The organism is Pseudomonas sp. NPDC088368, assembly GCF_044753445.1.
GTDB lineage: Bacteria > Pseudomonadota > Gammaproteobacteria > Pseudomonadales > Pseudomonadaceae > Aquipseudomonas > Aquipseudomonas bambusae.
On the sequence record NZ_JBIVNG010000001.1, the window covers coordinates 789,229 to 802,859 of the forward strand.

At 62.0% G+C, this 13,631-nt stretch carries 7 protein-coding genes; 3 read left to right on the forward strand and 4 right to left on the reverse strand.

Annotated elements, in window-relative coordinates:
• The first annotated feature begins 158 nt into the window (after positions 1-158).
• Positions 159-5,192 (forward strand): dermonecrotic toxin domain-containing protein, encoded by a 5,034-nt coding sequence (locus ACIQAL_RS03310; protein WP_401142296.1) that lies wholly within the window; start codon positions 159-161, stop codon positions 5,190-5,192.
• A gap of 24 nt (positions 5,193-5,216) precedes the next feature.
• On the opposite strand, the gene ACIQAL_RS03315 is transcribed toward ACIQAL_RS03310, so the two are convergent.
• The 4 genes from ACIQAL_RS03315 to ACIQAL_RS03330 form a co-directional block, all read right to left on the reverse strand.
• Positions 5,217-6,368 (reverse strand): acyl-CoA dehydrogenase family protein, encoded by a 1,152-nt coding sequence (locus tag ACIQAL_RS03315; RefSeq protein ID WP_401142299.1) that lies wholly within the window; start codon positions 6,366-6,368, stop codon positions 5,217-5,219.
• 3 nt (positions 6,369-6,371) lie between these two features.
• Entirely contained in the window at positions 6,372-7,469 is a 1,098-nt protein-coding gene (locus ACIQAL_RS03320; RefSeq protein WP_401142302.1) for an enoyl-CoA hydratase/isomerase family protein, read from the reverse strand.
• A 361-nt stretch (positions 7,470-7,830) separates the two neighbouring features.
• A complete protein-coding gene (egtB, locus tag ACIQAL_RS03325) occupies positions 7,831-9,975 on the reverse strand; it encodes an ergothioneine biosynthesis protein EgtB (RefSeq protein WP_401142305.1) in 2,145 nt (714 codons plus the stop codon).
• Between the two features lie 56 nt (positions 9,976-10,031).
• Positions 10,032-10,388, reverse strand: coding sequence for a DUF427 domain-containing protein (locus ACIQAL_RS03330; RefSeq protein WP_401142308.1), 357 nt, complete (start codon positions 10,386-10,388; stop codon positions 10,032-10,034).
• A gap of 310 nt (positions 10,389-10,698) precedes the next feature.
• Between ACIQAL_RS03330 and ACIQAL_RS03335 the strand changes: the two genes are divergently transcribed.
• Both ACIQAL_RS03335 and ACIQAL_RS03340 read left to right on the forward strand, forming a co-directional pair.
• The gene (locus ACIQAL_RS03335) at positions 10,699-12,369 is read left to right on the forward strand and encodes an MFS transporter (protein WP_401142311.1); all 1,671 of its coding nucleotides are present in this window, start codon (positions 10,699-10,701) and stop codon (positions 12,367-12,369) included.
• Positions 12,366-13,550 carry an HlyD family secretion protein gene (locus ACIQAL_RS03340; RefSeq protein ID WP_401142314.1) on the forward strand — a complete coding sequence of 395 codons (1,185 nt, stop codon included), beginning with the start codon at positions 12,366-12,368 and terminating at the stop codon, positions 13,548-13,550. Before ACIQAL_RS03335 ends, ACIQAL_RS03340 begins: the two co-directional genes overlap by 4 nt.
• Positions 13,551-13,631: the final 81 nt, after the last annotated feature.

Below are 13,631 nucleotides of genomic sequence, written 5' to 3' on the forward strand. Positions count from 1 at the left end.
CGGCGCTTGGCACGGCACTCAGTCAATCCGGAAAAACCGCCTCGGTGTACAGCGTTATATAACGCAGGGCACCGAGGATTTCTCCCTACGCTCCTGACATTGCTGCCCTGACCCGGATGTACGCCGGGCCGGGGTGGCCACGCCAAAAAGGAGCTTTTATGTCTACCCCGTCCTTCCCTTATTTCCATACGGCCAACCTGCGACAGCGTTACGTTGACGAACTGGAAGATGCGCTGCACGACGCTCGCTTGAGTGCCGTCGAGTGCCACTGGCTCCAGGCGTTGATCCGCCCGCAGCGTGCCGACGATCTCGACCCTGTGCGGATCGATCGCCTGATCGCCGCCAACCCGTTGCACCGACATGCCGAGCTGTCGGGCGCGCTGTTGCTCAGCCATGGGCTGACCGACGTTTCTGAAGTTTATCTGTATACCCTGGGCCTGGGCCTCGAAGTGTTCGCCGACCGCAGCAGCCTGCTGACCGCGTTGCGCAACCGTTATGCCGCAGGCGATGAGGCCGCGATCTTCGAATACGAAAAAATCGATGGTAATCCGTTCGAAGCGCAAATGCTCGCCCTCGTCGATCATCAGGCCGAGCGCGTCGGGACGCTGACGGCGCGGTTGAAACAGACGCCCGGATGGCTGGAGGACTCGACAGGTTCAACCGCCGAGACGCTTGCTGAGGTATCCCGCCAGTGCAGCACGCGGCTCGCGTCGTTCTGGCGCACGGTGGAGGGTGCATCTCCACACAGGGATTTGGCCATTGAGGCGTTCGAGAACAGCCTGCGTGACCGGGTATATCGCCGAGAGGCGGCTGGCCTGTTGACCCCGGAAGTCCGGAAGGCGCTGTGTTCCGTGCTGCACCTGTTGCCGGGGCAGGGGACGTTCGACAGCCATTTACGCTGCTATCGGCTGGCGCTCAGGGTCGGGGACAGTGCGGCCTGTTCATTGGCGGGCACCTTTGTGGTCAAGCCAACGGCCGGTGCCGAGGGGGCGCTGTTCTGGTATTCCCCCGATCACCAATGGCACAGCTTCGCCGACACCGTCGCGCTGACCGCGTATTTTGCGACCCCGGAAGGGAGGGCCCAGGCCGCTTACGCACTGGCCCTCTCCGACCATGTCATGTTGCAGCGCGAGGGCGAGGTGCGGATCGGTTTCGCCGAACTCCAGACCCGGCCCTGTGAGCTACTGATCGATACGATTCTCGCCCTGCAGGCGCGCAACCTGATGTACGCCTTGACCCTGCCTCAGCGGTCGGAAAAACAGGCTGCGATGATCGACGACGCACTGGATATTCGCCAACTGCTGGACCCACGCCAATTGTGTTTCAGTGCGGGGCGCTGGCGTCGGCAGGCGCCGTTCGACTTTATGTCCGTCTGGCAGCGGCCCGCTTCTTCCACACTGCCGTCCGCTTCCGTCTCCCCTACGCACGAAGAGAACAGTCCGGCGTTGGCGCCGCTTGCCGAGGCGACCGCTATCGTGTCCGTGCCCTCATGGCGAGACCTCACCCGTGACTTTGACCGGCGTACCACCGAACTGCGGCAGCTCGACAACACGTTGCAGGCCTATGCGGAACAGGCGCTGCAGCGTTACCTGTGCGTGTGGAGCCAGGGGCGTCTGAATGCGTCGAATGTCCACATCCAGTGGCAGCGTACTGATCTGGCGAGTGTGTCAACACTGCCCACCGTCGCGACACAGGACATTGAGACGCTGGACCTGATGTCATTGTTGCTGGAGCGGGTGACGGGGCGTTGCGGCCCAGAGCTTCCGGCGGGTGCGCGCGTGAGGGTGGACAACCCGACAGCTCCCGGGCAGTTCCCGGTGGCGTTGGTCGAACACCTGTTGCGCACCCTCACGCCTGACTTCGTCGAGGGGTACGTTCGTCAATTCGAGGCGTCGCGACCAGAAGGGCAGCGGCACGGTGATCGTCCTTTGCAGCCCGAACGCGAAGCGCTGAAGTTGCGCGAGGACGCCATGCGACTGTATGCGGCCTTGGCTACGCGGCAGAAATGGATCGTTCCCCCGTCCGGAGACCTGATCCGCCAGATGCTGGATCAACCCGCCCACACGGTGCGTTCGGCGTCCCATCCTGAAGCTGCGGAAGCGTTCGAGGTCTGGCTGACGTATGGCGACGCCTCCAGCGTCAGGTTATGCGACGCGATGGTGCTTCAGTCGCCGCAGCCGCAGGCCCGCTCGCTGGTGTTCTGGTCGAGCCTGACCGGCTGGCGCTCGTTCAGGTCGGGCGCACGTTTGCAACGCATGCTCCAGAGCAAGCTGGCCGGCGCGGAGCGCGATGATTGGTTGCAGCTGTTGAGCGAACGCGACCGCGTGCGCCTGGAGCGTCATCTGGCGCAAGTGCCAGACAGCCCAGTACGGGTTCGGCTGGACCGGATCGACGGGAACGCCCTTGACGCCTTGCAAGAGGGGGTGTTGCAACGCCAATTGCAAGACGTGCGTCAGCTGTGTCTGCGCGCCCGACGTTGCCGATTCGACGCGCAACTGTTCAGCCAGCTCGCCGGTCACTGTGACACCGACGCATCCCTGTGCAGCCTCATCGACGGGTTGTCCGTAAGGATCGAAACCAGCCTCTTCGAAGCGCTGCTGCCCCCTTGGTTGAGCGAGGCGTCCATTGCCGACCTGGGGCTGTATTGCGATTTGCTCAAGCGCTATTACGAGGCCACCGACGGCGGCAAGGATTTCCTGATTGGCGTGTCCTCGCTGCACGGCTACGCACGCGCCCAATTGCGTGCGGGGCTGGAGGCCGATTTTCCCGGCCTGGGCTTTAAACCGGACGACATCACGATCACCTCCCGTGAGTTCGTGAGTGCCTTTCCGCCCACGGGCGAGCTCCCGTCAGGCGTGCCCGCCGCGACGATCACGCACACCGAATCCCTGACCGAGTACGCGATCAATCGCTTCGCCAATCATCAGAGCGCCATTTTGAGCGTGACGTCGGAGGTGTACCCGCAGGCAGCTGAGACGATGACCGTGAACTATGTGCGTCAGTTGGTCCGGCGTTTGAACATCGGCGCGGGTTACGTGGCCCTGCTACGTGAGGCCCTTACCCCCACCGATGCCTTGTACGAGACGCGTAACCAACTGTTCGTCAATCAATTGCCGCCGATGCTGATGGCGGTGGCGTTGGCGCAGAAACTCAAGGGAGAACTCAGTCCGGCCGCGTTTGACCTGGTGGTGGGCGTGCTGGACATGCCCGATGGCCTGGCGCGAGAACCCATCCATGGCGTGCGGGCGATGATCAGTCCGGTGCGATTGGTGGCCGACGCGGGCATGACCCCTGACCCTGTGAGCGGGGTGTATCTGATCGGCGCAGGGGGCGATGAGTCGGGCGTGCACGTGCTGTACGCCATGCATGATTCAACGTTCACGTTTCGCGAGTACGCCAGCCTGTCCGCATTACACGAGGCCATTCGCACCGACGCCTCGCTCCAGCAGCTTTTGCTGGCGCGGGTGGAGCCCAGCGTGCATCGTCGTTATGACCACGGAGGCTTCATCGAGCCGCACTTGCCGTTTTCGGTGGAAGGGCTGGGCGATTTGCCCTTCCGCGCACCAGGGCCGGTGACCGTGGACGTCAGCGAGGTCAAGGGCAATGCGGTGCAGTACCTGTTCAACAGCGCGGTCAAGCTGTTGCTGGAGCTGATCGTCGCGAACACCGTGACCAATGAGCAGGAGGATCAGGCAGGCCGAACCTTTCTGGCGACGCTCGGGTTCGAGCAACTGGTAAGCCTGCTGCCCAGCAAACTGTCCGCCATGGTCACGTTGTGGCAAGGCCAGACGTTGCTGCGCGCGTCGGCCGCTTCGGCGTCCGGTCGGCATTGGGGCGAAGCGTTTTCGGAGTTCTCCGCGGCACTCGGTGTGATGGTGACGGCCCGAGAGCAATCCTTTCAGGAACAGGTTCGCGATGATCGGCTCGGCGGCGACGGTCTCACCGAGGATCAAGAGGCCCAGCCGTCGGCGTTTTCCTGGCGCAACACCGCACTGGATGCCGGGCAGAAGCTGCGCCTTAAAGGGCTGGAGGCGCGGGGTGTAGCCCTCGCCGATCTGCGTCACGACCACTTGCTCAACCTCTTCACCGACACCGTGAATGGCGCGACCTATGCCGTGGTGAAAGGCCGGGTGTACCAAGTCCGGCGCATCGAGGCGGAGAACAACTGGATCATCGTCGGCGCCGACGGCACGACGGGGCCGAAGCTGGTCATGGACATCAACCAGCGCTGGCATCTGGACCTGACCTTGCGCCTGCGGGGCGGCGGGGCGGTGGTCACCAAGATGAAAGAGGGCAAGATCGATAAGAGCGCCAAGGACATCCTGGTGATTGAGGCCCGAGGGATGCCCGAGATCCGGCAGCTGTACCGGGACCGCGCACGACGCATCGGGCAGGCTCACATTAAGGCCAAACGGTATCTGGAAACCTGCCTCGACAACCTGAGTCCGCACCAGAACGGGCAGCCGCTGGACCCGCAGGTGACGCGCATCATCGCCGATTATTTCGGCGTCACGGTCCCGGACAAGGCGCTGTTGGACGAGACGTTGAATACAGCCAAGACGCTGTACAGCGCGATCATGGATGCCTCCCTGTCACCGTATTCGTCGCCGCGATTTGTCATCGGCTCCACCCGTCCGGGGCATGAAATGGTGACGGCGTTCGTCATCAAGACAGACCCGAAACAGCGGCTTTACCTCACCGAACAGTTTTTCGTTTCTCCGTCCTTCTTCATCACGCCCGCCGCCGTGGCGCAAGGGTTCTCTGTGGACGTGCACCATCGGGCCGCGAACCTGATTCACGAACTGTCCCACCTGACCCTCGACACCCACGACATCGCCTATCTGGAATCCATGGCGCCGTACCCGGACCTGTTGCTCAATGACACGCCCTTCAACACGCGGGTTCGCGACAGCGTCGAACGACTGCATACGAAGCGGCTTTCCCACCTGAGCGATCGGGATGCGTTGTTCACGCTGATGGACTCGGGCACGCGGCGTGACCTCGAGCCGGAGGATGGGCGAGGTTTTGAAACGATCCTGAAGGTCACGGGGGCGCCGGACCTCGATGATGCCAGGGATGTATTCCTGGCCGACGCAGCGGTACGCAGCCGGCTGATCTTGCGCAATGCCGACTCGGTGACGTTGTTGTTGCTATTGCTGGGGCGTCGCAGTTTTGGGATGCCGAGCCCCTGACAGGCCCGGCGTCCGCAGGGTGCGCTACAGGTCGTAATGCCGAAGTTCGCGCGCGATCAGCAGGCGCTGGATTTCGCTGGAGCCTTCGTAGATCTGAGTGATGCGGGCGTCCCGGTAGTATTTCTCCACCGGGTAGTCTTCGAGGTAGCCGTAGCCGCCGTGAATCTGGACCGCCTTGGAGCAGACCCACTCCGCCATCTCCGAGGCGAACAGTTTGGCTTGCGACGCCTCTGACAGACAAGGCTTGCCTGCCGTGCGCAAGCGTGCGGCGTGCAAGACCATCAGGCGTGCGGCGTTGATGCGGGTGTGCATGTCGGCGAGCAGATTCGCGATGCTCTGGTGCTCGATGATCGGCTTGTCGAACTGCACCCGCTCGCGGGCATAGGCCAATGCGGCTTCGAAGGCGGCACGGGCGATGCCCAGTGCTTGGGCCGCGATGCCGATGCGACCGCCTTCGAGATTGGCGAGGGCAATGGAGAGGCCCTTGCCGCGCTCGCCCAGCAGATTGGCTTCGGGAACGCGGCAGTCGCTCAGAGTCACCGCGCAGGTGTCCGAGGCCTTGATGCCCATCTTGTGTTCCATGCGATCAACGGTGTAACCGGGGTTGTCGGTGGGCACGAGAAACGCCGACAGGCCTTTCTTGCCCAACTCCGGGTCGGTCACGGCAAACACAATCGCCAGCTGCGCACGCTTGCCGTTGCTGACGAATTGCTTGGCCCCGTTGAGCACCCATTCGCCGTCTTTCAGTTCTGCGCGAGTGCGCAGGTTGTGGGCTTCGGAACCGGCTTGCGGTTCGGTCAGGCAAAAACAGCCGATGGCCTGGCCGCTGGCGAGTTTCTCCAGCCACCGTTCTTTCTGCGCCTCGGTGCCGTAATTGAGCACCGGGCCGCAGCCCACCGAGCTGTGCACGCTCATCAACGTGCCGGCGGCCGCGTCACCTGCGGAGATTTCTTCCACGGCCAGCGCATAGGCGACGTAGTCGATGTAGGTGCCGCCCCACTCCTCGGGGACGATCATCCCCAACAGGCCCAGTTCGCCGAGCTTGCTCACCAGCGCGTCGTCGATCCAGCCGGCTTTTTCCCAGGCTTGGGCGTGGGGCGCGATTTCGTTGCGGGCGAATTCGCGCGCCATGTCGCGGATCATGATTTGTTCTTCGGTCAGTTCAAGGTCTTGCATGGGTCACGCCTCATGACCGCTGAAAAAACTCGCCACGTGTTCGGCATCCAGTGCCTCGACGTTCGACGGGTTCCAGTGCGGTTTCTTGTCTTTGTCTACGATCAAGGCGCGCACGCCTTCGATCAAGTCGCCCCGTTCGAACCACTGACGATCCAGATGCAGCTCCAGGTCGAAGCAGGCTTCCAGCGGCAGATGACGGCCCCGGCGCAGCAGCTCCAGCGTCACGGCCATGGCCAGTGGCGATCGGGTTTTCATCAGGTTGGCGGTGTCCACGGCCCAACTGTGGGTGTCGATAACGGTCACTTCCAACAGTTGCTCGATAATGCTCGGAATGTCCGGCAGGGCGAAGAAATGATCGATGGCAGGGCGCAGCTTTTCCAGCGGCGGTTCGGGCAATTGCTGGACGGCGATTTTCGCCAGCGCGCCTTGCAGGTCCTTGAGCGGGGTGAGGGTCCACTTCAGCGTGTCGAGGTGACGGTCGAGGTCCGCCAGCCGGGCGCTTTGCAGGTACCAGTCGGCGAGGCCGCAGTACAACGCGTCGGCGGCCTGAATCTGCACGCCGGTCACGCCAAGGTAGACGCCGAGCTCACCCGGCACCCGAGGCAGGAAATAACTGCCGCCGACGTCGGGAAAATAACCGATCGCCACTTCCGGCATCGCCAGACGACTGCGTTCGGTAACCACGCGTAAATCAACGCCCTGAGCCAGCCCCATGCCGCCACCCAGCACAAAGCCATCCATCAAGGCGATGACGGGTTTGCGGTAGTGATGGAGGGTGAGGTCGAGCGCGTACTCTTCGACGAAGAAGGTCTGGTGGTGGGTCTGGTTGTTTTTGTAGCTGTCGTACAGCGAGCGGATATCGCCCCCCGCACAGAAGGCTTTTTCCCCGGCGCCTCGCAGGACGACGGCGTACACCTTGTCGTCCTTGGCCCAGGCGTCGAGCTGGTGTTGCAGTTGCCGAACCATGTCCAGATCAATGGCATTCAACCCTTGCGGGCGGTTGAGGGTGATGTGGCCGATGTGATTGCGTACTTCGGACAGAACGGTGTAGCAGGCGGGTTCCTGCCCTGAAGACGTGGCCGATACTACCTGTGCCGTCATCGCTGACTCCCTGTGGCTCTTGTTCTTCTTGCTCGTTCAAGCGACCCGATGAAGGCCGCACTCCGTGAAAATCAACCGGGATGCTAACAGCCACATTTTGCAATTGAAATGAAGAATCGAAGACGGGGGAGGGCAGAACAGACAATCCCGCGTCCGACGAAGAGCCAGGTGCGGGACGGGAGCGAGTTCATTCGCGAACGGAAGGGCAGGCGATAGAAATGTGTCGGATGTGCAGCCGCCTTCGCGAATGAATTCGCTCCCACAGTTGAGACCTTGCACGGCTTCAAGACTTGCGCAGGTTCTGTAGCAGTCCGGCGTGCCGGCGGCAGCGACGCCGCCACCGCCGGCAAGCCGTGCCGCATCACGCGTGCAAACGGAACAGCGCCATTTCCGGCGCCTCGCTGATCCAGTATTGGCTCACCGCCCATCCCGCCCGCGCTGCCAGCCCGGTAAACGACTCCACTGTGAACTTGTGCGAGTTTTCCGTGTGCAGCCGCTCACCCGCCGCAAAGTGAAAGCGATGGCCCGCCACGGTCACGTCTTGCTCGACCTGACTCACCAAATGCATTTCCATTCGAGAACGCTCGGCGTTCCACAGCGCGAGGTGTTTGAAGGCAGTGACGTCGAAATCAGCCCCCAGCTCGCGGTTGATGCGGGTCAGCAGATTCAGGTTAAAACGCGCTGTCACCCCCTCGGCATCGTCGTAGGCCGCCACCAGCGTGTCGATGTCCTTGACCATGTCCACGCCGACGATGAACTGCGCGTGTTCGCCTAGCACCTGATGGGCACCGCGCAAAAACGCTACCGCTTCATCGTGAGTGAAATTTCCGATGGTGGAGCCGGGAAAGAAACCGACGCGGGTCAGGCCTTCGACTTCCTGCGGCAGTTTAACGACTCGGGTGAAGTCATCCACCTGCGGCGCGACCACCAGATTCGGGTAGGTTTGACGTAGCGCCTTGGCGGCTTTTTTTAACGCTGTGGCGCTGATGTCGATGGGCACGTAGACCGCCAACTGCGGCGCGGCATCCAGCACCAGTCGGGTCTTCTCGCTGGCGCCACTGCCAAACTCCACCAAGGCAGCGCCCTCCGGAATCGATGCCGCAATCTCGCCCGCAATCCCTTTTAACAAGCCGGTCTCGGCGTTGGTGGGGTAATACTCATCGGTCTCGCAAATGGCCTCGAACAGGTCGGAGCCTTTCGCGTCGTAGAAGTATTTGGGTGAAAGCGCCTTGTTCGGCGCTGACAAGCCGGCGATCACATCGTGGGCGAATTCGCTGTCTTGCGGATTAACCACCCCCGGCTGACGACTGTCGCGGGCCAGGCGCAACCCGGTGATGACCCAGCGTTTGTCGGTCGGGAAAAAGTTGCGATAAGACAGGCGGCAATGATCGGGAGAGGTGACGCTGGTACCGCCGCGCAACACCATCTGATTGACCATGAATTTGCCGTTGTACTCGCCCACCGCACCGGCCGACGGCTTGAAGCCGGGGTAGGCGCTGTAGGCGCTCTGGGTCCACTGCCAGGCCACGTCATCCACTTGCTCCAGCAGACTGGCGCGCGCGGCGGCTTCCCACTCCGCTTCGGTGGGCAGGCGAGCGTCGGCCCAGGTCGCAAACGCCGCGGCTTCGTAATAGCTGATGTGGGTCACGGGTGCGGCCGGGTCGATGTCTTCAAGGCCACGTAGGCTCATGCGCTTCCAGCCGTTTTCGTCGTGTTGCCAGTAAAACGGCGCGGTCCAGCCCTGCTCCTGAATCAGCGTCCAACCCTCGGACAGCCACAGCGAGGCAGTTTGATAGCCGCCGTCGGCGATGAAACTCATCCATTCGCCGTTGGTGACCAGCCGATCGCTGATTTCAAATGACTGCAGATAGGTGGTGTGGCGGGGGCCTTCGTGGTCGAACGCAAAGCCTTCGCCGCTGTGTCCAATCTGCGTCAGCCCCGCGCTTAGCGGCTTGAACTGGCCGCGACGGCCCGTCGCATCTTTCGGCCAGGTCGGGTCGTAAGCGGGTTTGAGTGAGGAGAGGCTGAACAGGTGCAGGATGTCGATCAGCAACAGTTCCTGGTGCTGCTCTTCGTGGGCCAGGCCCAGTTCAATCAGGCTCGACAGCTCATCGGACAGCCCGCCCATTAACAGCGTCGACATGTGCTCGTCGACATATTTGCGGTAGGCCTTGACCTGATCGACGCCCGGCCGGGTCATCAGACCTCGTTGCGGACGCGGATGGCGCGGCCCCACGGCTTCGTAATACGAGTTGAAGAGGTAACCAAACGTAGGATCGAACGGCGTGTAGTCGGGCACGTTGGGAATGAGCAGGAAGGTCTCGAAAAACCAGGTGGTGTGCGCCATGTGCCATTTCGCCGGGCTGGCGTCGGGCATCGACTGCACCACCATGTCTTCGGGACTGAGCGGCGCGACCAACTGTTCGGTGCGACCACGAACGCTCTGATAGCGCTTGCACAGCGGGTCCGTGGTGGGGGTTTCGCGTAGCTGGCGTGAATGACGCATCGGTTTCTCTCCGGGTGTCGTGTAGCGCAAGCGCTTCGAGCAGAGTGGCGTCGGTTTCAGTGAATTTCCAGGGTCACCTTGTCGGGGTAGAACGCGACATGGCCCTCGATTTCCTTGACCGATGGGTAGGCCTCTTCATAGCTCCAGACGGCGTTTTCCGCGGTTTCGCCGTTGGCGCTGAGGCTGAAATAGTTGGCGTCGCCCTTGTAGGGGCAATGGGTTCGATGTTCGGTTCTAACGTAATGTTCAATCGAAATATCCGAACGGGGGATATAAATCACCGGCGGGTATTTGGCTTCTTTCAGCTCCAGCGCCTTGTCGCTTTGCGCCACGCGCACGCCCTTGAATTGAACCGTGACACGGCCTTGCAGCGGGGCGATGGTGATGGGGTGATCGGGACCCGGGATTTTCATGGCAATGACTCCTGTTGGACCGATTAAACGGCAGCCCGAATGTCGGAAGGTCGGGTGCCGAGGAAGATGGGGAGTGTAATAGCATAAAACCAGGGGCAACCGTATGTTGGTCGGATTTTTGTGGTGTTGATATCAAGGGCGTGCGGTCTTGGTTCTGCCGCGCGCAGGAGGCGCCTCGGAACTAGACTCTCCCCACTCACCCCGGCCGCGAAAAAACTGCAAAACAACCTAATCGTCACAGCATCCGGTCCATGAGTGAGTAATATCGTTCTGCCCACGGTCACAGGACTGCATTCACCAGGTCTGCTCGATGAACGACAAGTACACCCCCCACGACTGGGCCCCCCATGAGCGGCCGACGATACCGGGCTCGCCGTCCACGCCTTTGCATTCGAATCCCAAGCGGTGGGCGTACGCCATCGTCGGTGTGATTGTGGCGCTGACCGGGGGCTTGGGAAACGCCTTGGTGGTCGCCAACCTGCAATACCTCCAGGGTTCGCTGGGGGCGACGCAAGCGGAAATTGCCTGGCTGCCTGCGGCGTACGTCATGACCAATGTCTCGATGAACCTGCTGCTGGTGAAATTTCGTCAACAGTTCGGCCTGCGAGCGTTCACTGAAGTGTTTCTGGTGCTGTACGCGCTCGTCACCTTCGCCCATTTGTTCGTCAACGACATCGAGTCCGCCGTCGCCGTGCGTGCGGCCCACGGTATGGTGGGCGCGGCGCTCAGTTCGTTGGGGCTGTATTACATGATCCAGGCCTTCCCGCAGAAATGGCGGATGAAGGCATTGGTGCTCGGCCTCGGCACGGCACAACTGGCGACGCCGCTGGCGCGTCTCGTTTCGGAAGACCTGTTGCAGATCGCCGAATGGCGTGGGCTGTACCTGTTCGAATTGGGGATGTGCCTGTTGGCGCTGGGCTGCGTCTTGATCCTCAAATTGCCGCCGGGGGATCGCTTCAAGACCTTCGAAAAACTCGACTTTCTGACCTTCGCCTTGCTCGCGTCCGGCTTTGCCGCGCTGTGTGCGGCGCTGTCGCTGGGGCGCATCGAGTGGTGGCTCGAAGAACCCTGGATCGGCCTGGCCCTGGCGTTTTCCATCGCCAGCATCATGGCGGGATTGTGCATCGAACATAACCGCACCCGCCCCTTGTTGATCACCCGCTGGCTGGGGAGCGGGCGGATGATCCGATTCGCCCTGGGTGTGTTACTGACCCGCATCGTGTTATCTGAACAGGCCACCGGCGCCGTGGGTTTCCTGCAAGGGATGAATCAGGGCACTGAGCAATTGCACACGCTGTACCTGTTCATGTTGCTCGGCAGCATTGCCGGCCTGTTGATCAGCGCCCTCACCATTAATCCGCAGCACCTGTTCAAGCCACTGATCATCTCCCTGGCGCTGATGGCTGTCGGCTCGATCATGGACAGCTTTTCCACCAGCTTGACCCGAGGTCCGCAGATGTATTTCAGCCAGTTCCTGCTGGCGTTCGGCGGCACCTTTTTTCTTGGCCCGACGCTGGTGCTGGGGATCAGCGGGGTGATCAGCAACCCGCGCAACATGGTCAGTTTTTCGGTGATGTTCGGGATCTGCCAGAACGTCGGCAGCCTGATCGGCTCGGCGCTCCTGGGGACATTTCAGGTGTGGCGTGAGAAGTTTCACTCGGCGCACATCGTCGAGCACGTCACGCTGCTCAATCCTCAGGTGCAATCGCGCCTGCAAAGCTCCAGCGGGGCCTATCTCTCAGCGATTGCCGATCCCTCGGCGCGTACCAATCAAGGCATTCGTGCACTGGCCACGGCCGCCACACGCGAGGCGAATACCCTGGCCTATAACGACGTGTTCATGCTGATCGCGCTGATCGCCATCCTCACGGCGATCTGGATCACGGCGCGGGCCACTTGGCTGTGGATCACCACCGAGCCGGTCGCACCGTTCACCCCTGCTCAACCTTCAGCACAACCTTCCGGCGCTCAACCTTCATGACAGAATCTGAAAAGCCTTCCGGCCCTGCCTCTTCCTCTCAAACCCCCGGGCCTGCTCCGGCGCCGGCAGTCATGCCCGCGACCAGCCAGCCCCGGTCAGCGAGGATCAGGCTGGTGTCGTCCATTCTGTTTGGTGGCATCGCTCTGGCAGGCGTGCTGATCGTGCTGTACGCCTGGCAACTGCCGCCGTTCAGCAGCCCTATTGAAAGCACTGAAAACGCACAGGTGCGCGGGCAGACCACGATCATCGGGCCGCAGTTGAGTGGCTACGTCTACGAAGTGCCGGTGCAGGACTTTCAGTGGGTGAAGCAGGGCGATTTGTTGGTGCGCATCGACGATCGCATTTATCAGCAGCATCTCGATCAAGGGCTGGCGCAACTGGGGATTCAGAAGGCCGCGCTGGACAACAACCTGCAACAGCGTCGCAGTGCTGAAGCAACGATCCTGCAGCGTCAGGCCGGTGTGGTGAGTGCCCAGGCCCAGAGCGACAAGGCGGCCGCCGACCTGCGCCGCAACTCGGCACTGGTCAGCGACGGCTCGGTGTCGAAAAGCGAACTGGACGTCACCCGAGCCGCTGACGCTCAGGCCCGTGCCGCGCTGGCCGAGGCCAAGGCGTCGCTGGAGATTTCTCGCCAGGACCTGCAAACGGTGATCGTCAACCGAGGCTCACTGGAAGCTTCGGTGAAAAACGCGGAAGCGAGCATCGAGCTGGCGCGTATCGACCTGACCAACACGCGCATCACCGCGCCCCGCGACGGACAATTGGGGCAGATTGGTACGCGTCTGGGGGCTTATGTGAACGCCGGGGCGCAACTGATGGCGCTGGTGCCGCGTCCACGCTGGATCATTGCCAACATGAAAGAAACACAGATGGCCAACGTGCGCCTGGGACAACCGGTGAGCTTCACCGTCGATGCATTGGAAAACCGCAAAATGCGCGGCCGCGTGCAGCGCATTTCACCGGCTGCCGGGTCTGAGTTCAGCCTGTTGCCGGCCGACAACGCCACCGGCAACTTCGTGAAGATCGCCCAACGGATACCCGTGCGCATCACGGTGGAAAACGATCAGGACGCTGTAGATCGCCTGCGTCCGGGCATGTCGGTGGTGGTCAGCATCGACACCAGCCAGGACGGCCCCGTGCCGCCTGACCCGGTGGACGGGACGGTGGATCAGGGCCAGTGACGTTGGCGACGATGTACGCTGAGGTTGAGTGCGAGCCTACCGGCTTCTTCGCGAATGAATTCGCGCCCACAGGGTTCGGCG